We start from the raw sequence: 23,540 nt of genomic DNA, 5'->3' as shown, positions 1-23,540 counted from the left end.
TAACCTGCAGGAATCCCCATGCCCGTCCGCAAGCCGAAACCCCTCAAACCAGGCGATCTCATCCGAATCGTCACCCCCGCATCCCCCCTCCCCCAAGAAAAGCTCAAGCCTGCGCTTGATCTCTTTGAGAGTGAGGGATACCGCGTCGAGCTGGGCAAACACGCACTGGACGTGGACGAATACCTCGCTGGGACTGACGAGCATCGTGCGGAGGATATGCAGGATGCCTTCGATGATCCAAGCGTCTCAGCCGTCTTTTGTGCGCGGGGCGGCTATGGTTGCGCTCGGCTTATGCCCTACCTTGACCTTGAGCGGATGGCGGCCTCCGGCAAGCTCTTCTGCGGATTCAGCGATATCACGACCCTCCATATAGCCCTCAACCAACTCGGGCTTCCCACGCTCCATTCGCCCATGCCAATCACTTTGTTTATGCCTCGCGAAGAGTGGGTCTACGAGTCGCTTAAGCGCGTACTGAAGGGAGATGTACAACTGCCGGAAGGAGCGCCGAATGGAGAAACCGTAAATGGAGGCATTGCCGAAGGAGAAGTCATCGGCGGCTGCCTCTGCCTCATTTGCGATAGCATTGGCACACGCTATCCGTTCGATCCAAAGGGGAAGATTGTGGTGATTGAAGATGTCGATGAAGCGCCACACCGTATCGACGCCATGCTGACACACCTCCTTAATACGGGGCTCATTCAGCACGTCGCTGGTCTTGTCATCGGCGAGATGACACGCACGGACGAGCGGATTGACGAGGGGATCGGCGGGAAATCCTGGCGGCACATTTTGACGGAACGCCTCGGCCCGCTTGGTATTCCGATGATCCTCAACTATCCATTCGGGCATGCTCCCCAAATGCTAAGCCTTCCGCTTGGAATCCGCGCGAGGCTGGATGCGGACGCTGGCAAACTGACGTACTTGGAGTCGTTATGCGACGGTTAATCTGGATTATAGGGATCGTCGGGGCCGTTTGTGCGGCCCCCGCCCAAGTCTGGGAAAAGCTGATTACCGAAGGCATGACCTATCGCATGGAGGTCGATAAATCGACGCCGAGGGTCATTCATGGGCTACGCCTGAGCCTCGGCTCGAAAGTGACCTCCAAGCCGGAGGTCGGCAATCTCGCGCTCTTTGCTACCGACCTCTATGGAAGCAAGCAGACCATTTCGCAGTTGGTAAGACAAACCGGCGCTATCGCCGGGATCAATGCAGACTTTTTTGGGAAAACGAACTCACCGATTGGATTCATGTCCCAAGACGGACAACTCGTCAGCGGCCCATACAAGAATCGCTCTGTTTGGGGATGGAATCATACCGTCGCCGAATCGGGCTTCGTGACATTCAAGTGCACCGTAAAGGGTGCCTTCAGCGAAGCTTTTGAAGTGGACGTCGTGAACCGCGAAACGATTGGCGGCGAGATCATTCTGTACACATCCAAAGCCGCCGCGACCAAGGCCAAACTACCGTGTACGCAACTCCTCCTCAAAATAGCGATTGGCAACCTCACGCCCTCGCAAGCTGCGATTGTGGACGTGGAGCGTGTGGTCCGCGACCAAGCAGAGATTGCTGTTCCAGAAGGATACGTCGTGCTTTGCGCTGGAGGGACGAAGCAATCTGTCCTCGATGCCTTTAAAGTAGGCGACCGATTAACGATTAATTTTGAGGCTAAGGGATTCGATTGGACGAAGATCACCAACGCAGTCGGCGGCGGGCCTCAGTTGGTGAGGAACAAGCGTCCAAAAGTGGATTGGGATAGGCAAGGCTTTACTGCCGAATTCGCCCGGAAGAGACATCCACGCACAGCGATCGGCAAAACGGCATCGGGCGAGCTTTGGCTGGTTGCGATTGACGGACGCCAAGCCATGAGCGACGGCGCAACACTTGACGAAGCCGCTGCGATTATGATTCGCTTGGGGTGCGTCGAAGCGATCAACCTTGACGGTGGCGGAAGCACAACGTTCAATCTGTTGGGATTGACACTCAACCGCCCGAGTGATGGCACGGAGCGTCCAGTTGCCAACGGCATTGTTGTGTTCGGAGAGCCCGTCATCCGCAACTACACAGAACCAAAGGTCGTCGGACCCGATAAGCTTGTCGTCGGCAAGCCAATGACCTTCAAAGTTTTCGATAAGAACGGCGTGATGGTCCCGAACGTCGCCGTAATTTGGGCAGCCACAGGCAGCGCTTGGATTGATCAGGGCGGCATGGTTTACCCGCAAAAAGCGGGCACTGTCACGGTGTCGGCGTGGATCGGTGGCAAGGTGTACACAACAAACGTGATTGTCAACCCAGGGTAACGCCTCACACGTCGCAACCCCAGCCTGACCCATAATCACACATGGCTCAGCTCCTCTACGAACGCGACATCGAGTTCGAACTGATCAAGCGAAAGCGGGTCGCGGTGATCGGATACGGCAATCAAGGGCATGCGCACGCCCTGAACCTTCGAGACAGTGGCATCAATATTCGCGTTGGAGCCAGGCCGGGGGGCGACGCTTGGAAGCGAGCGCTGCAAGACGGGTTTGATCCCTACTTGATGGGTGAGTGCGTGGAGTGGGCGGACATCGTCATGCTCACGCTTCCCGATGTCCCGATGAAGGAGATTTATTCAGAGCACGTTGGCCCCAATCTTCGCCCAGACCAGTTGCTCCTCTTTGCCCACGGCTTCAATATCCTCTACGGCCTTATTGAGCCACCAAACTTTGTTGATGTGGCGCTTGTCTCACCCAAAGGGGCAGGATACAAGCTGAGAAAGGAGTTCATCAGCGGCTCAGGGATGTGCGCGATGGTTGCTGTCCACCAAGACTTCACAAAACTTGCCAAAGATCTCACCCTCAGCTACGCCCTCGGAATTGGTGCCGCGAAGGGCGGTGTTCTGATGACCACCTTCAAGGAGGAAACGGAAACCGATCTCTTTGGAGAGCAGACTGTCCTCTGCGGAGGCATCCCGGAGTTGATCAAAGCTGCCTTCGAGACTCTCGTTGAAGCTGGCTACTCCCCTGAAGCCGCGTACTTTGAATGTGTGCATGAAGCCAAGCTGATTACAGACCTCATCTACAAAGGCGGTTTGAAGTTCATGCGCGAGTCGATCAGTGATACCGCCGAGTGGGGTGGGTACGAAGCAGGACCAAAAGTGATAAGCGAAGAATCGCGAAAGGCGATGCGTGAGACCCTTTCTGCAATCCAAAATGGAGCTTTTGCGGAGCGCTGGATGGCCGAAAGCAACGCTAAACAGCCAAATCTTCAAAAATTAAGGAACGCAGAGGCCCAGCACCCAGTCGAAGATGTGGGAAATGTTTTGAGGGCGGGGATGCCCTTTTTGAAATCGGAATAGAGCGCTTCTTCGGAAAGCAACACGCAGAGAGACCCTTCAGAAAAGAGATGGTGAAGGGGCATTACCATACGCCACCCGGGCGGCCTAGTGGTGACGACGGAATTACATGCCCCACGATGTTCGACTGGAGCATCAGGTTTCGTGTTCCCCCAGTTCCACACAATTTTTGAGTTTTTTTGCCGTCGAAGTTTTTGGCAATATAGGGCCCACATAGGTGCAATTTTTGGTGGCCCGCGCAGGTATAATTCAGGTTCATTTGAACTGACAGCGAGGTGCATATTGCCCCGCTGAAACGTCTCTCCTAACGTCACCGCTATGGCCGACAAAGATCAAGACCTAACCCCTGAGTCGACAGAAGAAACCGCCGACTTAGTTACCACCGAAGCCCTCGAACTCGGTAGCGATGGACGCTACATCGTCGAAGGCGACTACGACGCCAACCAGATCCAGGTTCTTGAGGGCCTGGAAGCTGTGCGAAAGCGCCCGGGGATGTACGTTGGCGACAACGGCAAGAAAGGCCTCCACCAGATGTTTAGAGAGGTTCTCGACAACTCTGTTGACGAAGCTCTCGCCGGACACTGTGACTTCATCCAAGTCAAACTCCACGCCGACAACTCAATGTCTGTTGAAGACAACGGTCGCGGAATCCCCGTCGATAAGCATGCGAAGATGGGCGTTTCTGCGCTCCAAGTTGTCATGACGGTACTACACGCCGGAGGAAAGTTCGGCGAAGGCGGAGGCTATAAGACATCGGGCGGGCTCCACGGCGTTGGCGTGAGCTGTACAAATGCCCTCTCCGCATGGATGGAGACCACCGTTAAGCGAAACGGCAAACTGTATCGGCAGCGGTATGAGATGGGCCGTCCTGTTACGGAAGTCGAGGTCATCGGGAAATCTCAAGGCACCGGAACGCTTCAGCATTGGATGGCTGACGATACGGTTCTCACCGAGTCGAAGTACGACACTCACATCCTCAAGAACAGACTTCGTGAGCTGGCCTACCTCAACCCTCAGGTTAAGTTCGATTTCAAGAACGAACAGAACCCAGATGACGACGAAGAATTTTTCTATCAGCGAGGCATTCCTCAGCTCGTCGAAGATGTCAATGAGGCGAAGAACTCGCTGCACCCGGTCATCTTCTTCAAGAGACGAAAGGATACGACCGAACTGGAAGTCGCCCTGCAATATCACGACGGCTACACGCAGACCGTTCTTGCGTTCTCGAACAACATCCACCAGCCCGATGGTGGAACACACGTTTCGGGATTCAGCCAAGCGCTCACACGTGTCATTAACGCCTATGCTCGAAAGGGCAACTATCTGAAAGAAAAGGACACCAACTTCACGTCGGACGATATTAGCGACGGCCTCACTGCCGTCATTTCGCTCCGGCTCGAAAACCCGCAGTACAACTCACAGGACAAGGTCAAACTCGTGACCCCTGAAGTTCAGGGCATGGTGAACTCGCTCGTCGGCGACGGTCTCAACACCTACATGGAAGAGAACCCAGCCATCGCGCGCAGGATCGTCGAAAAGGCCGTGATTGCTCAGCGTATGCGCGAAGCCGCCAAGAAGGCTGCCGAAGCGGTCAAGCGAAGTTCGGCGATGGACAGCTTTGGACTGCCCGGAAAGCTCTCCGACTGCGTTAGCAAAGACCCGCAGAAATGTGAAATCTTCTTGGTTGAGGGCGACTCGGCGGGTGGCTCAGCAAAAGGAGCGCGCGACCGTGTGACGCAAGCCATCCTCCCTCTGCGAGGAAAAATTCTCAACGTCGAGAAAGCCCGTGTTGACAAAGCTCTCGACAACGAAGAGATTAAGTCTCTCATTGCCGCGCTCGGGGTTGGCATTGACCTCGACTTTGGCCGGGGAGAAGAAGACGAACAAGAGACGCTTTTCAGCGAATCGAACGTCGAAGAAAACGACAAAGTACGCAGCGAGGTCGCGAACGGTGCCGAGCCAAACAATGATTACACCGAAATCATTGTCGGCGCCGACGAAGAAGAGGAGTCAGATTCAACAGAAGCTGACGACCTTGAAGAAAGCGATGAGGCCGTTACGGTTGAAGGCGACGACGTCTCCGAAGAAGTTGTGTCATCGGAAGAAGCCGCCGAGGCACCGGCAAACGGCCGAAAGCGCAGCTCTACTTCCGCGATGAAGAGCGCAACAATCGGTAAAGGGCAGAAGGATCAGAGGGAGAAGCAGTTCGACCTTTCGAAACTGCGCTACCACAAGATCATCATCATGACCGACGCCGATGTTGACGGAGAGCACATCCGAACCCTTCTCCTGACTTTCTTCTACAGGTACATGCGCCCTATCATTGAGAAAGGCTATCTGTACTTGGCCCAGCCGCCGTTGTTCGTGATCAAGGTTGGCAATAACGAGCGCCATTACGCGATGACCGAAAAGGAGCGAGACGAAATCGTACGAGGTCTCGGCAAGAAGAGAAACTGCACGATTCAGCGCTTTAAGGGTCTGGGCGAAATGAACGCCGATGAGCTTGAAGAAACCACGATGAATCCGGAGCATCGCACTCTGGTCAAGGTCAACTACGACACCCAATTTATGATGGATGTCGAACGACTATTCAGCGACCTGATGGGTGAGAAAGTCGAACCTCGCCGCGCCTTCATCGAGAAGCATGCAAAGCAAGCTTCCGACGTTGACTGGCACTACTAAACAGACCTCCTTCGTACAATAGGCAGAATGAGCGCTTTTCGGTCTCTTCTGCCTATTTGCTCTTTGCTGATCTGCTCGGCTGCAGCATTACTCACGATCACGACAACACGTATAGATGTCACTAACTGACTGCGTTCTTTCGGCTTGCTGACCATAGCAATTCCCGAGATTGACGCACAGCAATCGATTGATCGACCAACCTATGAGTCAATCCCGGAGTTGAAGACGTCAAAAGAGTGGGACCACCTGCGGATCCCTCGCATTTCTCATGAACAGTTTCCTTTCCCGTTCTGTCATTGCTGGCCTGCTCCTGACCCTCACATTCAGTGGGTTCGCTCAAACCAAGCCCAAGCAGCGCATTGCTCTGCTCCCCATTGAGTTCAAAACCAGCTACGCGCCGAAGCCAGCCAAGCAAGATGAGTTCCGAGCCTATGTGCAGGATGCCCTCGAAAACGAGATCACCAAGGGGGCTCAAGCAGCGGGCAACGAGATGGTCACCGCCACCGAGCTCAAACTTGCCCTTGGAGAGAATAAATTCAAACTCCCCGGCGACTCCAAAAAGCACATTGACGCGTTTCAAGACCTCAATGAAAACCTGAAAGCGGACATCATTGTTTACTTTCAACTCGAAAGTGTTTCTCAGAAAAGCTTCTCACCAGGCGAGGTGCTGAATAACCCCAAGCTCCCCCAAAGCGAGACCAAGGTCAAGGCGCGTATTTGGATTTACATGGCAAAGGATGATCTCCTTGAGCAGGATGGGGATACAGCGCGGGAAAGCGTCTATGGTGGGCAATACCTTGGGACACTCGATAATCGCGAACTTACAGGAAGCCCCGATGCCAAGGCTCTGGAGATCACGAACGGCATCAAAAGACGGGCGATGTACATCGCAAAAGCGATGATGCTCGCGCTCAAATTCAGAGATCGCTAACCTTCGGGCATGTCAGGCAGGCTAAACCAGAAAGTCGCGCCTTTATCCACGGCAGCTTCAGCCCAGATGCGCCCGCCATGGCGTTGGATGATGCGTTGGACTGTTGCGAGGCCGATACCTGTCCCCTCAAACTCGCGATCCGAATGAAGCCGTTGGAATGCTCCAAACAGCTTATCGGAATACGCCATGTCAAACCCGGCGCCGTTGTCCTTCACATAGAACTTTCGGTCTCCGTGCTCGTCCACAACCCCAACCTCGATCATCGAATTTGACCGCTTTGAACTGAACTTCACTGCATTCTCAATCAAGTTCGTCATGGCAATCTGAACGAGTTGCGGATCGGCAACCACCCACATTTCAGGATGGACATAGACGTCTCCCGTAAAGTCAGGATTACGCGAACGAAGATCATCCAAGATCGATTGCGCCAAATAGGTCAGGCTAAGCTTTTCGGGTTTGAGCGGCGTTCGGGTGAGCCGTGACAACCCAAGAAGGTTGTTGATGAGATCGGACATTCGACGTCCTGCCACACGAATTCTTTCCAAGTAATCCTTGGCTTCGTCGTTGAGGAGGTAGCCGTGATCAGTCAGCAACATCGTGCTGTACCCGTCAATGCTTCGCAGGGGTGATCGTAAGTCGTGGGAGACGGAATAGGTGAAGCTCTCAAGCTCCTGATTCGTCGCTTCAAGCTGAGCGGTACGCTCGCTCACACGCCGATCAAGTTCCAGATTCGTCGCCTGAATCCTCTCCTCCGCCTCTTTCTCATCCGTCATGTCCCTACACAGGACCAGATAAGCACGTCGCCCCTGAAACTCGATCTCATGCCACAAAGCATCCACAAAGATCACGCTTCCATCTTTCTTGCGATGCCGAATGAAGCGGTTACGACCCTCTTTGCGCCCGCGATACCGCTTCATACGGGATACAAAGCCTTCGATATCCTCGGGACAGCGAACATCAAGAGCTGTCATGGAAAGGAACTCTTGTTCCGAGTAGCCATAGTGCTTCACGGAAGCGGGATTGACGGCCAAGAACGCCCACGAATCCTGCTCGATGACCCATGCCGGCTCGGGGCCACGCTCAAACAAAAGACGGTACTTTTCTTCACTTTCACGTACAGCAGCTTGCCCCTGCTTGAGCGCCGTAATGTCCGTCACGATGATAAGGACATGACTCTCCCCATCTCGCAAGATTGGGCTAAAACGGATGCGCAGCCAATACTCCTCGACAGAAGTTCCGTAATTGAGGTCATCTAGAACGATCGTGCTTTGGGTCGCAATCGCATCGGCGACGGCATTTGCCACCAATTCCCGCGATTCCTTTGGCACCCAGTCTCGATAATCGACGTATTGATCGGGAGTCCAGGATTGGCCCGGCATGACTCGGTTTGCGTAGATCAATCGGAGATTCTTGTCGACCACGCGTACATAATCGGGCGATCCTTCCACCATCGCTCGCCAGCGCGCTTCCGATTGCTGCAATGAAAGCTCGACCTCTTTCTGCCGGTGAATGTCAATGGACGTGCAATGAATCTGGAGCGGGTTCTGCTTCTCATCGAAGAGGACCTGAGTCGAGGATTCCATCCAACGGTACCCACCACCCTTGATCTTTGCTCGCCATTGATAACGGACGCTTTCACCGTTGCGGAGTCGAGGATGAATGTCCCGACTAACCATCTCGATGTCGTCCGGGTGCATGAAATCGTACGCGCTTTGTCCTACGATCTCTTCGAGTTCGTAGCCTGTAATCTGAGTTCGCGACGGACTTGCATACAGGAACGTGCCATCCATGTCGTAGCGCGTAATCATCGCCTCGCCCTGCTCTGCGAGGGCTCGAAAAGACTCAGCATCAACCGGCAAAATGCTGTCTGAAACTTGGCGTTTCAGTTCGTCGAGCGCTGCTTTAAGCGCAGATACGCCCCTGCGTAATTCTGCGTTCTCTGCCTCGATTGAGAAATTTGTTTGAGAAAGGTTATCGATACTCCGGTCCATATTTCGGCGCTACTAAACAAAGTCTACATGCCTGAAACCGAATGTGCGACGCTGCATTGGCGGGTTGTCTAAATTCTCACAACAACCAAGGGGAATCCCGGTAAATTTGACAGCCCCTTGGGACTCTTGGCTTGGAACCTCCGATGCGGTATAATTCCGCCTCACTTGTGCGCGGATGGCGAAATTGGTAGACGCGCTACGTTGAGGTCGTAGTGCCCACAAGGCATGCTGGTTCGAGTCCAGTTCCGCGCACCACCTCCCTCTTCTCGGGTTTGCCGGGTAGAGTCACCTCATGCCCAAACGCGCCGTTGTGCCCGAAGATTTGCTTCGATTTCGCTATCTCAGCGACCCTCAGATATCTCCTGACGGACAGTCCGTTATCTTTCTGCACAAACAGCTTGGCGAAAAGAACAAGTACCAGAATCGTATCTGGATTGTCTCACGCACCAGCGAGCCGCGCATGGTGCTCGAAGATGGCGCAAATCAGGCGACGGGGCGCTGGTCGCCCGATGGCAATCATATCGCCTTCATCCGAACCGTCGAGAAGGAAGCCCCGCAAATCTGGGTAATGCGGCAGGATGGGTCGGGCCCCACTGCCTTAAGCGAGCTTCCTGAAGGATCGTTTGGGGGCATGAAATGGTCTCCCAACGGGTCTAAGATCGCCTTTACATTTCGCGAGACTCATCCAGACTTCACCGAGCAAGCCAAAAAACGGCGTGAAGATACAGGCGAAAGTACCCCTCCGCGCATCACCGAAAAGCCAAACTACCGACTTGATGGCGATGGCTACTACATGGAGCAGCGTTACAAGTTGTACTGCCTAGAGTTGGCGACCAAGCAGATAAAGCTCGTTGATGGCGAATGTCCACTGGGTTCGTACACCTTTGATTGGAGCCCCGACTCTTCAAAGCTAATCTACACGCGATCTACAGTCTCAAACCCATGGAGCGATCCAGACAGCGATCAGGTTTTTGTTAGCGATCTGGAGCATGCTCCCTCTCAACTTGCAAGCCAGCCGGGATACAAGACTCAGCTATGCTGCTCGCCCGACGGCAAGTGGCTCGCATTCCTCGGGCACGAGGACCCTAATGACCATCGGGGAGTATCCAATTGTGAAGTATTCGTCATGCCCGCAGAAGGGGGAACCGTCCGGTCATTAACCCACGACACCGACTTCAACTTCGACACCTCGACGAACAGTGACTCGGCTGACTTTAGCGCCGACTTCCTCACATGGTCGGCAGATTCAACAAGGCTTTACGCGCGTCTTGGCGCGTTCGGAGAAACCCAATTAGCGGAGGTCTCTCTAGAGGGCAAAGTAAGGATGGTTACGGAAGGGCAGCACGCTCTTGCCTTCGGCAATCTCTCCTCCGACGGAAAAACAGCGGCTGTCATCTACACTGATCCAACCCAGATCGGCGAAGTCGCTCTAATCGACCTGGATAGCCCCGCTCCTGAACCAAAAAGACTCACTCGTCTGAACGATAGCGTGCTTGCCGACCTCATGATCCAAGCGCCAGAGGAGCATTGGATACCCAGCACCGACGGCAAGAAAGTCCACACTTGGGTGATCAAGCCTGTCGGTTTTGAGGCAGGCAAGACATACCCTGCTGCCCTTGAGGTTCACGGTGGGCCGCAAATGCAGTATGGCTGGACCTTTTTCCACGAGTTCCAAACGCTCGCCGCTGCTGACTACGTCGTGGTCTACAGCAATCCACGGGGTGGAAAGGGCTATGGCGAAGAGCACGTTCGTGCGATTGCCGGACGATGGGGCGGGAAGGACTGGGAAGACATCGCTGCGGTCAAGGATTGGATGAAATCTCAGGAATACATCGATTCAAGCCGAATCGGCATTATGGGCGGAAGCTACGGGGGCTATGTCGTGAACTGGGCGGTCGGGCATACAAACGACTTTAAGTCTGCCATCACCGATCGATGTGTCTCCAATCTCGTCTCGAAAGCGGGCAATTCCGATTACCCCTATTTCTCCGGCTCTTATTGGAAGGGGAAGGCTTACGGCGACCTCGAAAGCATCGCTGACCTGTGGCGAGACTCACCCATCGCCTACTTCGACCGGGTGAAGACGCCGATGCTGATCATCCACAGCGAAGGCGATCTGCGGTGCAATATTGAACAGAGCGAGCAGGTCTTTTCTGCCCTGCAAGAGCAGGGAATCATGACCCGTTTCGTCCGGTATCCGGTGAACACATCGCACGGGATGTCACGCAACGGCCCCGCTGACCTGCGTATTCACCGCCTTAACGAGATTTTGTCTTGGTGGAAGCGAACGCTGTAGGGTTGAAACCGCTGTTGGAAGGGCCAAATGACCGCATGTGCTTTAAGTCAAAGCCCCAGCCAAGAAGTGAGAAGTAGATTTGTCATGGAGAAGTGCGCATTTTGAACGCGTCAAAGCCCTATAATGGAAGCGACATGGATGTCGAAGCTGTAGCGAGGACATGGTTAGACGGACGTACATCCGCCGTTTCCCTAACCTACGACGGCCCGGACATTTCACACCTTGAAACCGCCGTTGACACCCTTGAACGCTACGAGCTGAAAGGGACTTTCTTTGTCGATCCGCCGCCGATGCTTGACCGGGCAGACCGCTGGCAGGCCGTGGCAAACGGTGGGCATGAGATGGGATGTCACCCGTTTTTCAGTTCGACGGACCCGCGAGGCAACCTTTGGAACTGGACCATTGAGATGGTAGAAGAGGAGCTGCGCCAAAACAAGCGTCTCTTCTTTGAAGTCTTCCCGAATCAAACAGACTTTAGCTTTGCCTATCCAGGCGACCAAACCCGTTGCTTGCGCAGTACATTCGACCGAACGGAGACTTCCTATCGTGAAGCGATCCAACGTGTCTTCGACATTGCACGTTGCGGCGAACCTGGAGTGAACAACATCTCATCCCTCGACCTTGGGTGGATACGTTCCTTCGATACAGAGCAAATGGCCGGAGTCGATCTCATTGAGCTCGTGGAGCAGTACTGTGAACCTGGCAGTTGGACCGTTCTTCGATTCGGACCCATCGGAGTCGGTGATCGGGCGATTGACGCCCGCGCCCACCAACAGCTCTGCGCATGGCTTAGAGATCGGGCTGAGACGATCCATGTGGGAACGATATTTCGCACCGGCGCAAAGCTACGCTACGTCCAGTCTGTTTGAGCCGTCCCTTGCATTCAGGTACAAAAGATCGTGCTTCCTTACTTTGCCGACATCAGCAGCGCGACCCGTGAAGAGTTCATGCACATGCCCGCGTGGCAGATTCGGCTGTTCTACGTGCTGATTTTCGCCTCCATCGGTGTGATGCTCTTCCAGATTTGGAAGCGAAGCAAGGTTTGGATGGCGGGAAAGCCGATCTCGTGGAAGCCGCAGGGGCTTTCGGCATTTTTGAAGTACATCGTCGGACAGCGCAAGGTGCGGTCGAGCCGCCGCAAGTCGGGCGCACCAATGCACCTGCTCATCTTTTACGGGTTTCTCTCCCTCTTTCTCGCCACGACGCTTCTCGCCATCAACACTTATCTGCCCTGGAAGTTTCACAAGGGAGTGTACTACGTCAGTTACGAGCTTGTCTTCGACGTGCTCGGGCTGCTGTTTATGGTCGGCCTCACCTGGGCGATCTTCCGACGCTATGGAAAAAGGCCGAAGGCGGTCACCCACGAAGCGAGCGACGGCTGGGCGCTGATTCTGCTCTGGGTGGTGGGCTTTACCGGATATCTGCTGGAGGCCGCCCGCATCTCGAACACGGCCGAGAACGCCTACAACCACTTTTCACCGGTCGGCTATGCGATGGCAAAAGCGATGCCGGACGTGACGCCGGGGCTATATATCGGCATCTGGTGGTTTCACATGGTGTGGGTGATCGCCTTCTTCGCCCTGCTTCCCCAGATGCGGATTCGCCACATCGTCATGGCGATACTGACCGCTTACGGATCGAACGACCAGCCTTGGGGCGAGCTCAAGCCGATCAGTCTCGAAGAGGTGGAAGAGACGGGGCAGATCGGCGTCGCCAAAGCCCAGGAGTATTCGCGCTGGCACCTGATGTCCCTCGATGCCTGCATGGAGTGCGGGCGATGCACGGAGGTCTGTCCGGCGAACAGCGTGGGCAAGGTTCTCAATCCGAAGCTGGTTGTGCAGAGCATTCGGGGTGTGATGGCGAGCGAGAACCCCGTCGCCGATGCGGTCACCGAAGAGGCGCTTTGGGCCTGCACCACCTGCAACGCCTGCGTCGAAGCCTGCCCGGTTCTGATCCGGCACGTCGATATGATCGTTGATGCCCGCAGAAACCTGGTTGCTGAGGGCAAGTTCAGCGGCACGGGCGCGACGATGCTGAGGCAGCTGGGCAGCACCAACCACGCTTGGGGCGCTCCGCGAGGGTCGCGCGAAGAGTGGATGCAGGGCCTGGACATCCCGCTTGCCAAAGACGGGGACTTCGAGGTTCTGTTCTGGGTGGGCTGTGCGGGAGCGACCGATCCCGCCGCCGTGCGCACCACCAAGGCGATGGCATCGCTGATGAAGAAGGCGGGCGTGAAGTTCGCCTGCCTCGGGAACGAAGAGGTCTGCACGGGCGATCCGGCACGGCGCGTCGGCGACGAGTTCCTGTTCCAAGAGCACGCCGCGATGAACGTCGAGGCATTCAAGCGGTACGGCGTGAGGAAGGTCGTCACCGCTTGCCCGCACTGCCTCAACACGCTCAAGAACGAATATCACCAGTTCGAGGTCGAGCTTGAGGTGTGGCACCACAGCCAGCTTTTGGCGAAGCTGGTGGATGAAGGCAAGCTCAAGGGCTACAAGCCGCTTGCCGGAAGCACCGTCTACCACGACCCTTGCTACCTGGCTCGTGTCAACAACGAATCGGACGCCCCCCGCAAGCTCTTGGGAGAGAACACCCAGCTCAACGATCAGGTCTATCCCTCCTCCTCTTCGTCGAACCTGCTGGAGCCGGAGCACCTGGGCCGCAAGACGCTCTGCTGCGGAGCGGGCGGAGGCCGGATGTGGATGGAGGAGCCGCCCGAGCAGCGTCCGGGCAACCGCCGCGCCGAGGAGCTGCTGGCGACCGGGGCCAAGACCGTCGCGATCGGGTGTCCGTTCTGCCGTATCATGCTGGATGCTTCGATCAAGCAGGTGACCGACGAGGAGATCAAGATCGTCGATCTTGCTGAGGCGATGCAGGAAGCGAACGCGTGATGAGCACAGTTTGCAGTTTTATTCGTTCCCTCCCCTTGAGGGGGAGGGCGGTAAGCGAAGCGCACCGGGAAGGGGTGAACCGGCATTTCGATCACCCCCACCCTGTTCACTGCGTTCACAGCATCCCTCCTCAAGGGGGAGGAGTTTAGCGAGTCGATCTTATGCAGAGCCCAGGCAATCCATCAGAAACGGAATCTCCCAGTCTCAAACCCTGGCTCATCGTCTGGTTTCTCGCCGCACTGCCCTTAATCGGCTGGTGGCTCACCGGACTTACCGACGTTGATGAAGGCTTTTACGGGGCTGTCGTTTCTGAAATGCTTCGAAGAGGGGATTGGATCATTCCCCACTATAACGGCTCTCCATGGTTTGAAAAGCCGATCCTGCTTTACTGGACCTCAGCACCGTTCATGGCGCTCTTCGGTCCGGAGTTTGGAGCGAGGCTCTCTTGCGTGCTCGCCACTCTAGGCAGCTATGGGCTCGTGGCCTGGTTTGTCAGGCGACATTTGGGTGATGTGGCGGCTCGCTGGTCGGTGATCGTCCTCTCCAGCATGTTCCTGATGGCTGCCCTTGGAAGGATGATGATGGCCGACCCCTGGCTCATCCTATGCCTGACGGGCACATTCCTGTTCTTCCTCGAATCGCTGATCGGGGACAAGAGATATCGACCTTGGGCTGCAGCATGGCTGGGCTTTGCCGTATTAGCAAAAGGGCCTGTTGCGCTCATTTTCTTTGTCATCATCGCGGGAATCGCGTTTGGGAAACTACGCGAATTGCGGCCTAACTTCAAGGGCGGGTGGCTGCTGGGTACGGTGCTGCTTGTCACGGTCATTGCAAGTTGGTTCCTGCCCGCCTACCTCTCTGCTGGCGAAATGTTCGTGCAGAAGTTCTTGGTCGACCAGAACTTGAAGCGATTTGCCGGAGGCGATGCAGCGCACACTCTGGAGTACGGAAAAGACCCCGCAAAATATCTCTTTGCGATGTTTTTGGGATACCCACTGATTCTCTTGTTGGGCTGTCTGCCCTGGAGTCTCCGGTTCTTCAAAGCCCTCCCCAAAGCCACCGACCCGATTGGCACCGAAACGGCAATTCGACGTTTTTGTTCAATCTGGTTCTTCACCATCCTCGTATTCTTCAGCGCCAGCGGAGCGAAGCTCCCCCACTACATCGCCCCTGCCTGTGTGCCCCTCGCGATCCTGATCGGTATCTACTCGGTAAGGCGAATCGAAGAGCGGAAACTGAACCCAAATGGATTTCTCAAACCAGCTATCGGGGCGGTTTTCCTATGTCTTCTTATCAATTCTGCGCTTTGGGTCTGGTACGACAAGTCGGGTCAGCGCGAGGCTCATGCCCTCGCCCGCGAGATCAAAAGCGATCCAAACATCGCCCTTTTCCGACTTCCCAGACTCCAAAAGTCTCTCGGGACAGGCAAGCCCCGACTGCAAGAGACGAGCTTGCCCTCGCTGATGATGGTCATGGACCGCACCACTTTACAAACTGAAGAGTTCGAAAAACTGCTCGCCGCTCCAAAGCCTCTCACCATCTTCACACGTGAAAATCGGATCACTCCCGAGTTTGAAGCCCAGGTACTTCGTGCTGGATTTGTACTTAAGCCCGCCCCAACTCGAACAAAACAGGATAACTTCCGGGTCTATATTCTTGAACAGGGAACCCTGGCAAGGTAAAAGGCCATAATTTTTTTCATGCACTGGTCGGGCCGCCTGATTTTTTTGGCGGTGGTTTTGTTAATTTCATCCGAGAGCAACGCGCAGTCTAGTTCGTCGGATCACTTCTCGCTTGGTCTTCGGGCCAGCGACGGTTCCTATCGCACACATCTTTACTCGTACGCGAACGGGCGGTTCGTCGAAACGATTCAACCGGGCGCCCTCTTCGCACCTACTGGAAACGGACTCAAGCAAGTCCTCGTGGAGCGAAAGAAAACGAAAGACTGGATCGAAGATTTTCTTCTTGTTGGACCCGCCAGCCAAACACCCAAAGCTCCTGAGATCGATAAAGACAGCGCTGACCTGCTGCGGGGCTACAGCAAGACATCCATCACCTTTGTAGGTCCAAACTACGTTGGTGTGGAGGACAGCTCCGAGGGGGCAACGAAGAGCGGAATCAGCGCGTTTGGATATCGCGAGCTTCGGTTCTATTCCCTTACGAACCCAACCGCCTCTCTCGCCATCGGCAATGCGATCAAGGGGGCGGAGATCGACTTCGCGAAGGCTGCGATAGAAGCCTACCGAAAAGCTCCCGACGAACTCAGGCCAAAGCTTTCTCCCACCCCTGACCATACGAACTGGTCCTTAAAATTCACAAAGGACGGCTGGGAGGCTTTCGGAAGACTCGGATACCTTCTGGAAAGGGATCGCGGAGTTTTTTACGAGTTCCCCATTCCGATCAAGGTCCCCAAAGAGATCGCCTCCGTTATTGGGCCAAACGCGACAACCATCTCACCCGACGGCTCGTGGTCAGTCTCATTTGAGAAAGATACAGTTCGGCTAAAAACGAGGGGCAAAGGGGGCGCTCCTGCAAATCAACAGGTGTTTCGACTCAACGGAGCCGATGTTGTGATGACGATTTGGTCGAAACGGTCGTAAACTCGCAGTTGTGAAAACCGCAGTCACCTATCGTGTCGCCGACATCGCGCTGGATGTGCGCTCTGGCGGCAACGAGGCGGTCTTCACTTATGCCGTTGGGCAGGACGCTCGTCCAGGCGATGGGTTCTTTGTCACAGTCGGCAATCGGGCAGCGGTTGGCTACGCCATCCGGGTCCGCGAGGTCGATGAAGAAGACCTTGGTTTCCCTGCATCTCGACTAAAAAGTGTCGAGGATCGGATCGAGGGCCTTAGCCTTCCTGAGCCGCTTGTTGATCTCGTGCACTTTGTCTCCGCCGAGTACCTTTGCTCGATCCCTTCTGCCCTCTCTGCAGCGATGCCTCCGGGCGTGGCCGATCGTGTTCAGCGTATCTGGACTCTCAACGAGGACGCCTTATCTCAGAATAGCCACGAGTTGACTGCCCTTCAAAAAGAGTTGGTCGAAGCGCTGAGAGCCGCTGGTGGGAGTATTGAACAAACCAAGAAGGCTCAAAACCCAACAACCTTAAAAGCGATGAAGGCGTTGCGGGCCAAAGGGATTGTGCGAGAGACGATGACCCTCCGCCCCGAAAGCGAAGACTCGCGCGGGGCCGCACTCTACCACCTTACGAACGATCGCGAGAAGATCGAGGAGTTCCTCTCCAAGAACGCCAAGAAGCGGCCTGCCCAAGCTCTCGTGGTCATGCGCATGCAGGAGGTTGAAGAGAAAGCGCTGCGCATTTCCGACATCAAAGGTCTCTGCGGAGTCGCAGAGACAACGGTCAAATCGCTCATCGAATCGGCGATCCTTGAGCGAGAGTCCTCAAGCTCCTCCTCAATCCAAGCTGCACCTAGTCCAAACAAGCACCAACAGATCACCATTGAGGCCGTGACCGAAGCTGTCCAGAAGCAAACAGCCACAAACTTTCTTCTCTATGGAATCACGGGAAGCGGAAAGACCGAGGTCTATCTTCGCGCCGCCGCCGAAGCCTTACGCAAGGGACGGCAAGTGCTTTATCTCGTGCCCGAAATAGCCCTCGCCGCTCAAGCGATTGCCCAGCTTCGCCAGCGGTTTGGCGGATCGGTGGCGGTTCTGCACAGTGAACTCCTGCCTCGCGAACGGCTCGACAACTGGGTGGACGTCCGTCAAGGGCGGTCTGCGGTCGTCCTGGGGGCCCGCAGCGCGATCTTTGCCCCGCTGTCGAACATTGGGCTCATCATTCTCGACGAAGAGCACGAGAACAGCTATAAGCAGGAGTCATCGCCGCGCTACCACACAAAGACGCTCGCACGACACTTGGGCAAGCTCCACAGTTGCCCTGTTGTTCTTGGCTCGGCGACCCCGAGCGTCGAGAGCTTTACGGAGGCAGAGAACGAAGATCTTGTGCTTCTTTCCCTTCCCGAGCGTGCCGCGAACGCTCAACTCCCCGCAGTTCATATCGAAGACCTGACAGGCGGTTACCGGGCAGGAAGTCCGTCGATCCTCACCGACACCCTTCTGGACCGCATGGAAGCCACTATCAAGCGGGGCGAGCAAGCCATCCTCTTCCTCAATAGAAGAGCCTACGCCCCTTTTCTCATCTGCCGCGATTGTGGGCACCAGTTTCATTGCCCCCAGTGCAGCGTATCTTTGGCCTACAGCCGACGGGACAACCGATTGCGATGTCATCAGTGTGGGTACTTCGAAGCGGCGCCTACGCTATGTGCGGACTGTCGGGGAACCCGCATTCGTCCGTTTGGCGTCGGGACGGAGAAGGTCGAGGAGGCTGTTAAGCAACACTTTCCCGCAGTTCGCGTCGACCGGCTCGACCGCGATGTTGCCCAGCGCAAAGGCGCTCTTGAAAAAACTCTGGCCGCGTTTGGTGCGGGAGAAACTCAGGTTCTGGTTGGCACCCAAATGGTGGCAAAAGGTCTGAACTTCCCCAATGTCACTTTGGTCGGCGTAATCGCGGCAGACGTTTCCTTAAACATCCCTGACTTCCGAGCAACCGAGCGCACCTTCCAACTCCTCTCTCAGGTTGCAGGTAGAGCTGGCAGAGGGCAGCGGCCTGGGGAAGTCGTCATCCAAACGTTCAACCCTGAACACCACGCGATTCTGTGCGCACGGGACCACGACTTCATCCGATTCTTTGAGGCTGTTCGCGAGGAACGGCGTGAAGTCGGCTACCCACCGTTTCGGAGATTGGTCAACATCGTCTTCTCGGGAGAAGGCCGGTCAGAAGTCGGCCGAGCAGTACGAGCAGCAGCGGATGCTCTCTCCGCTGTCCTTAAGTCGGGCGAAATTCTCGGTCCGGTCGATTGCCCCATCGAACGCATTCAGAACCGATGGCGAATGCACCTCATCATCAAGCTACCGCCAACGACCAAGCCCGACTTCATCGCCGATGCACTCTCAAACGTCCAGGCAAAGAATGTCCAGATCGTTGTTGATGTCGATCCGTATTCGTTGATGTGATAACCATTCTTTAGCTTCAAAAAGAGCCCCAGTCTTAACTGTTTCTTAACAATCCGTCTCTATACTCGCCTTGGAGTATAGAGATGAAATTGAGCAACTTCTTAGGTTTGGCTAGCATCCTTATCGTCGGAGTTTCGGCCCTTGCCGGCTGCGGTCCGAAAGGTGGCGATGGCGCAGGAACTGTCGATGTCATGATCGACGGTTCAAGTACGGTCTATCCGATTATGGAGCGGATGGCGGAGGACTTCATGGATACGAACAAAAACGTTCGTATTACGGTCGGCACTTCGGGAACGGGCGGCGGATTCAAGAAATTTATCGCCGGAGAGATCGATATCGCCGATGCCTCCAGGGCAATCGAAGAGAAAGAAATTGAAGCTCTGAAAGCAAACGGGATCGACTTTGTTGAAATCCCGATTGCGTTTGATGGAGTATCGGTCGTCATCAACCCCCAAAACGACTTTGCGGGGACGCTAACGGTCGCCGAACTTAAAAAGATTTGGGAGCCGGGCTCGAAGGTTCAGCTCTGGAGTGAAGTGCGGGAAGGCTTCCCCGCCGAGAAGATCACTCTATTTGGCCCTGGCACGGACTCGGGCACATTCGACTACTTCACCAAAGCGATCAACGGAGAAGAGAAAGCCAGCCGGTCCGATTACACTGCCAGCGAGGACGACAACTCCCTCGTGCAGGGCGTGCAAGGCGACAAGTATGCGATGGGATACTTTGGCTATGCCTATTACGAGAAGAACAAGGAATCCTTGAAAGCGGTCACCATCGACAATGGCAAGAGCAAGGTTGGACCGAGCTTTGAGAGCATCGCCGATGGAACCTACCAGCCGCTCTCACGTCCGCTTTTCCTTTATGTTCGGGCAAAGGCGCTGGACCGTCCTGAGATCGTCTCTTTCCTGAAATACGTGATGGGAGAGGGCTCAAAATCTCTACGTGACGTGGGCTATGTTCCCTTGCCGGATGGCGCCTACGAGCTTGCTAACAAGAGGATTGATGCCAAAACAACGGGCACCGTTTTTCACGGTGCAGAAGTCGGCGTGAGAATCGAAGACATCCTTCAGCGCGTCGCTCATTAACGAGTCATGGCAAAAGCCTTCGCTGGAGGATCGGGCAAAAGGGTTGGGGGCGGCAAAGCCGTCCGCAACCCTTTGCCGATTAAGTCCTTCGGAGAAAGGGTCGTCTGGCTCTTTTGTCTGCTCTGCGCACTCGTCTCTATCATCACCACGTTTGGCATTCTCTACGTCCTCCTCAAAGAGTCCGTCCACTTTTTTCAGCAGGTCTCCTTTTTCGACTACCTCACCGGAACCAACTGGTCTCCACTGATCAAGCCGTACTCGTTCGGAGTTCTGCCGCTCGTCGTCGGCACGCTACAGATCACTGTCGGTGCAGCGGTGATTGCGTTGCCGCTTGGCCTCCTTTCGGCGATATTCCTGAGCGAATATGCAAGCCCGAAACTGCGTCGAAGGCTCAAACCAATCCTCGAGCTATTAGCTGGCGTACCCACCGTTGTCTACGGATACTTTGCGCTGAATTTTGTAACGCCTGCCCTTCAAGGCGTTTTCCCGAGCGTGAAGGTCTTTAATGCCGCATCGGGCGCGATCGTCGTGGGAATTATGATCCTGCCCCTTGTTTCATCATTGTGCGAGGATGCACTCTCGGCAGTCCCGCGATCGTTGCGAGATGGCGCGTATGCACTCGGCTCCACCAAGCTTGAAGTGACCATGAAAATCGCCGTCCCGGCTGCGCTTTCCGGTGTGATGGCAGCCTTCGTCCTCGCGATATCCCGAGCCGTCGGTGAAACGATGGCGGTGACTCTTGCCGCGGGACAAAGTCCAAATATGACTCTAAACCCTGGCGAGAGCATCCAAACCATGACCGCTTACATCGTCCAGGTCAGCAAAGGCGACACGCCTTCTGGAAGCACCGCTTACTACACTATCTTCGCCGTTGGCATAACGCTATTCGCCATCACTTCGCTGCTCAATATGCTCGCCGTGAAGTTTGTCAAAAAGTACAGGATCGTGTACGCATGATCGTTTCAACGGGGAATCTGCCCGCACGCAAGCTCAAAGCCCGCATCTTTGGTGCGCTTTGCTTTGGGGCGATCCTTATCGCCTTCCTCTTGTTGATGGCTTTGCTCTACAAAGTCGGAGTAGATGGCTATGCCAAACTCTCCCCGGCTTTCTTCTCCAATCCACCCTCAAGCCGAGCGTCAAGAGCAGGAATTATGGTGGGGCTGTGGGGAACGATTTGGGTGATCCTCTTAACGATAGTTATCGCGGTTCCGATTGGGATCGCTGCTGCGATCTTCCTTGAGGAGTTCACTCACCGTAAAACCCGATTCACCGAGTTCATCCAGATCACCATTTCTAACTTGGCAGGCGTACCCTCCATCGTTTACGGACTGCTTGGTCTTGCCGTCTTCGTACGTTGGCTGGCCTTCGACCGCAGCGTCCTATCTGGAGCGCTAACGATGGCGCTTTTGATTCTGCCGATGATCATCATCGTCTCCCAGGAGGCCCTGAAAGCCGTTCCTAAGTCGTTCCGCGAGGGTTCGTACGCTTTGGGTGGCACTCACTGGCAGACCATCAGCAGGCAGGTTCTGCCAAGCGCTTTCCCTGGCATTCTTACTGGGATCATTCTCGCGATCTCGCGCGCCATGGGTGAGACAGCTCCGTTGATCACCATCGGCGCGGTGACGTTTATAAACTATGCGCCAACAAAGGTGAGCGATCAGTTCACCGTACTCCCTATTCAAATCTTTAACTGGACATCACGGCCAGAAAAAGAGTTCGCCCAGGTTGCTGCTGGGGGGATTATCGTTCTGATGGGGGCTTTGCTGCTGACCAATGCGCTGGCGATCTTCTTAAGATCGCGAACCCAGCGCAAAGCAGTGTAGTAGGGTAGCTCTCTTCAATCTTCAATCCGCAATCACAATCTACAATCTACAATCTGAAAGTGTGCGATTAGACTGCGGCAGCGTATTTCTCTCGGGAAGCAGGCTTCTTCTTCGTGCGTGGGTCCTTGCCGAGGGCTTCCTCGTTAACCATTAGGGTCCACAGTCGCACATTCTTGTCCAATCCACCAGCCGCCAACATATTGCCGTCACTGCTGAATGCCACGCTTAGGATGGGTCGGGAAGATGCCTCAAGCTTGAGCTGCCCAAGGCCGTCCGAAGCGTTCCACAGCCCTACAGAACCATCCCTTGCTCCCGTGGCAAAAAGCCAGCCGTTCGGGTGGAACGAGATCGACTCAATCGGCTTCGTATGCCCGAACAGTACTCGCTCAAGCGAGCCGTCAGAAAGACTGAATACACGGAGCGAAAGATCAGCAGATGCGACAACGAGGTAGTGATTGTCTGGGCTGAATGCAAGCGCCGTAACCGTAGTTCGTATCGCTGAAAACGTGTGCAGCACCTTGCCGTCGTCGGCGTTGCGAAGGCGCACCGAATTGTCACTAGACCCCGTCGCGATAAACCTGCCATCCGCCGACCATGCAACGGCAGAAATGGACCCGTTGTGGTCTTTGCGCTCAAAGAGGACATCTCCGCGAATCGCGTCCGTGACGATCAACGCGTGGTAGACCGTACCGGTGGCTATTCGCTTGCCATCCGGCGATATGGCGACGCAAGCGCCCCACTCCGAAAGAGTGTTCTTCCACGAACCCGCCCCTTTCGTGTTGATTCGGCAAACCGAGATGGAGTTCTCGCTGGTGCCCGCGGCGATAACGTTCGCGGCGGAGACGGCCCTCAATGCCGAGATCGCGCCCGATTCCACTTTGAGTCGTCTCGTCGTAGCGCCATTGACTGGATTCCACCAGAACACTTCGTTGTCGAATGACCCGCTGATGAGCTCCCCGGTATCGGGAACGAATGCGAGAGAATAGACGGGAGTTTTATGTGCTCTTAAGCGCTGATGGAGCCGGACGATAAGAGGCACACGAGGTTTTTCTTGCTTGGGCGCTGGAGAGTCGGCAAGACCCGCGTTGAGCATTGCGTCGTATTCCATCCGGCGTTGAGGATCGCTCAAGGCCTTGAATGCCTCGTTGATCCGAGACATCGTTTCGTGGCTCTTCGGATCCGGATTCACATCCGGGTGGTACTTCCGAGCGAGCTTGCGATAGGCTCGGTGAACGGTTTCGACGTCGGCGTTGCGCTCGACGCTCAGGAGTTCGTAGTAGCTCTTCAAGGTATGGACCTTAACTGCTCCAAGGCTATTTTGGCAGTTGCAGTTTCCGGGTTCAATTGGGTTGGGACTTAATCGGCTGAAAACCCAATATTGCGTACGTCTGCGAAACAGGTTTCATCGACATCGAGCCCCAAGGAATTAGCCAAACCCGGTTCTTTTGGGACGTAGGTCCGTATGTACTGAGTGGGAGG

At 55.3% G+C, this 23,540-nt stretch carries 16 protein-coding genes and 1 tRNA gene; 15 read left to right on the top strand and 2 right to left on the bottom strand.

Annotated features, from left to right (window positions below; translation table 11 throughout):
* The first annotated feature begins 18 nt into the window (after positions 1-18).
* From KF784_12315 to KF784_12295, 5 genes are all read left to right on the top strand, one after another.
* The gene (locus KF784_12315; protein MBX3119843.1) at positions 19-945 is read left to right on the top strand and encodes an LD-carboxypeptidase; all 927 of its coding nucleotides are present in this window, start codon (positions 19-21) and stop codon (positions 943-945) included.
* Positions 933-2,297, top strand: coding sequence for a phosphodiester glycosidase family protein (locus tag KF784_12310; GenBank protein MBX3119842.1), 1,365 nt, complete (start codon positions 933-935; stop codon positions 2,295-2,297). The genes KF784_12315 and KF784_12310 overlap by 13 nt, the downstream gene beginning before the upstream one ends.
* A gap of 41 nt (positions 2,298-2,338) precedes the next feature.
* Complete coding sequence (gene ilvC, locus KF784_12305; GenBank protein ID MBX3119841.1) at positions 2,339-3,334, top strand: ketol-acid reductoisomerase; 996 nt, start codon at positions 2,339-2,341, stop codon at positions 3,332-3,334.
* Between the two features lie 315 nt (positions 3,335-3,649).
* Positions 3,650-6,013 (top strand): DNA topoisomerase IV subunit B, encoded by a 2,364-nt coding sequence (locus KF784_12300; GenBank protein MBX3119840.1) that lies wholly within the window; start codon positions 3,650-3,652, stop codon positions 6,011-6,013.
* 268 nt (positions 6,014-6,281) lie between these two features.
* Entirely contained in the window at positions 6,282-6,944 is a 663-nt protein-coding gene (locus tag KF784_12295; protein MBX3119839.1) for a hypothetical protein, read from the top strand.
* Here the strand turns inward: KF784_12295 and KF784_12290 are convergent.
* Positions 6,941-8,935 (bottom strand): PAS domain S-box protein, encoded by a 1,995-nt coding sequence (locus KF784_12290; protein ID MBX3119838.1) that lies wholly within the window; start codon positions 8,933-8,935, stop codon positions 6,941-6,943. The genes KF784_12295 and KF784_12290 overlap by 4 nt on opposite strands.
* A 169-nt stretch (positions 8,936-9,104) precedes the next feature.
* Between KF784_12290 and KF784_12285 the strand changes: the two genes are divergently transcribed.
* The 10 genes from KF784_12285 to pstA all read left to right on the top strand — a co-directional run bounded on the left by KF784_12285 (position 9,105) and on the right by pstA (position 22,061).
* Positions 9,105-9,190 (top strand) — tRNA-Leu (locus KF784_12285).
* Between the two features lie 37 nt (positions 9,191-9,227).
* Positions 9,228-11,231, top strand: coding sequence for a S9 family peptidase (locus KF784_12280; protein MBX3119837.1), 2,004 nt, complete (start codon positions 9,228-9,230; stop codon positions 11,229-11,231).
* Positions 11,232-11,365: 134 nt separating this feature from the next.
* Positions 11,366-12,100: a polysaccharide deacetylase family protein gene (locus tag KF784_12275; protein ID MBX3119836.1), complete on the top strand. Its 735-nt coding sequence runs from the start codon at positions 11,366-11,368 to the stop codon at positions 12,098-12,100.
* A gap of 30 nt (positions 12,101-12,130) precedes the next feature.
* Entirely contained in the window at positions 12,131-14,122 is a 1,992-nt protein-coding gene (locus KF784_12270; GenBank protein ID MBX3119835.1) for a (Fe-S)-binding protein, read from the top strand.
* A gap of 161 nt (positions 14,123-14,283) precedes the next feature.
* Positions 14,284-15,804: a glycosyltransferase family 39 protein gene (locus tag KF784_12265; protein ID MBX3119834.1), complete on the top strand. Its 1,521-nt coding sequence runs from the start codon at positions 14,284-14,286 to the stop codon at positions 15,802-15,804.
* 18 nt (positions 15,805-15,822) lie between these two features.
* Positions 15,823-16,722 carry a hypothetical protein gene (locus tag KF784_12260; protein MBX3119833.1) on the top strand — a complete coding sequence of 300 codons (900 nt, stop codon included), beginning with the start codon at positions 15,823-15,825 and terminating at the stop codon, positions 16,720-16,722.
* A gap of 10 nt (positions 16,723-16,732) precedes the next feature.
* Positions 16,733-19,153, top strand: coding sequence for a primosomal protein N' (gene priA / locus KF784_12255; GenBank protein MBX3119832.1), 2,421 nt, complete (start codon positions 16,733-16,735; stop codon positions 19,151-19,153).
* Between the two features lie 83 nt (positions 19,154-19,236).
* On the top strand, positions 19,237-20,238 hold the full coding sequence (locus tag KF784_12250) for a PstS family phosphate ABC transporter substrate-binding protein (protein ID MBX3119831.1): 1,002 nt from the start codon (positions 19,237-19,239) through the stop codon (positions 20,236-20,238).
* 6 nt (positions 20,239-20,244) lie between these two features.
* Entirely contained in the window at positions 20,245-21,195 is a 951-nt protein-coding gene (gene pstC, locus KF784_12245) for a phosphate ABC transporter permease subunit PstC (GenBank protein ID MBX3119830.1), read from the top strand.
* Entirely contained in the window at positions 21,192-22,061 is an 870-nt protein-coding gene (gene pstA, locus KF784_12240) for a phosphate ABC transporter permease PstA (protein MBX3119829.1), read from the top strand. Before pstC ends, pstA begins: the two co-directional genes overlap by 4 nt.
* Positions 22,062-22,128: 67 nt before the next feature.
* Here the strand turns inward: pstA and KF784_12235 are convergent, their stop codons facing one another.
* Complete coding sequence (locus KF784_12235) at positions 22,129-23,349, bottom strand: DnaJ domain-containing protein (GenBank protein ID MBX3119828.1); 1,221 nt, start codon at positions 23,347-23,349, stop codon at positions 22,129-22,131.
* Positions 23,350-23,540 lie beyond the last annotated feature (191 nt).

This window comes from Fimbriimonadaceae bacterium (assembly GCA_019638775.1).
Taxonomy (GTDB): domain Bacteria; phylum Armatimonadota; class Fimbriimonadia; order Fimbriimonadales; family Fimbriimonadaceae; genus JAHBTD01.
The sequence above is the reverse complement of the archived record's forward strand: the minus strand, read 5'-3'. Positions and strand labels throughout refer to the sequence as shown.

Coding starts and splice junctions, on each gene's coding strand:
- KF784_12315 (MBX3119843.1), top strand. CDS start 19: ATGCCCGTCCGCAAGCCGAAACCCCTCAAACCAGGCGATCTCATCCGA.
- KF784_12260 (MBX3119833.1), top strand. CDS start 15,823: ATGCACTGGTCGGGCCGCCTGATTTTTTTGGCGGTGGTTTTGTTAATT.
- pstA (MBX3119829.1), top strand. CDS start 21,192: ATGATCGTTTCAACGGGGAATCTGCCCGCACGCAAGCTCAAAGCCCGC.
- KF784_12250 (MBX3119831.1), top strand. CDS start 19,237: ATGAAATTGAGCAACTTCTTAGGTTTGGCTAGCATCCTTATCGTCGGA.
- KF784_12290 (MBX3119838.1), bottom strand. CDS start 8,935: ATGGACCGGAGTATCGATAACCTTTCTCAAACAAATTTCTCAATCGAG.
- KF784_12275 (MBX3119836.1), top strand. CDS start 11,366: ATGGATGTCGAAGCTGTAGCGAGGACATGGTTAGACGGACGTACATCC.
- ilvC (MBX3119841.1), top strand. CDS start 2,339: ATGGCTCAGCTCCTCTACGAACGCGACATCGAGTTCGAACTGATCAAG.
- pstC (MBX3119830.1), top strand. CDS start 20,245: ATGGCAAAAGCCTTCGCTGGAGGATCGGGCAAAAGGGTTGGGGGCGGC.
- KF784_12310 (MBX3119842.1), top strand. CDS start 933: ATGCGACGGTTAATCTGGATTATAGGGATCGTCGGGGCCGTTTGTGCG.
- KF784_12280 (MBX3119837.1), top strand. CDS start 9,228: ATGCCCAAACGCGCCGTTGTGCCCGAAGATTTGCTTCGATTTCGCTAT.
- KF784_12295 (MBX3119839.1), top strand. CDS start 6,282: ATGAACAGTTTCCTTTCCCGTTCTGTCATTGCTGGCCTGCTCCTGACC.
- KF784_12265 (MBX3119834.1), top strand. CDS start 14,284: ATGCAGAGCCCAGGCAATCCATCAGAAACGGAATCTCCCAGTCTCAAA.
- KF784_12300 (MBX3119840.1), top strand. CDS start 3,650: ATGGCCGACAAAGATCAAGACCTAACCCCTGAGTCGACAGAAGAAACC.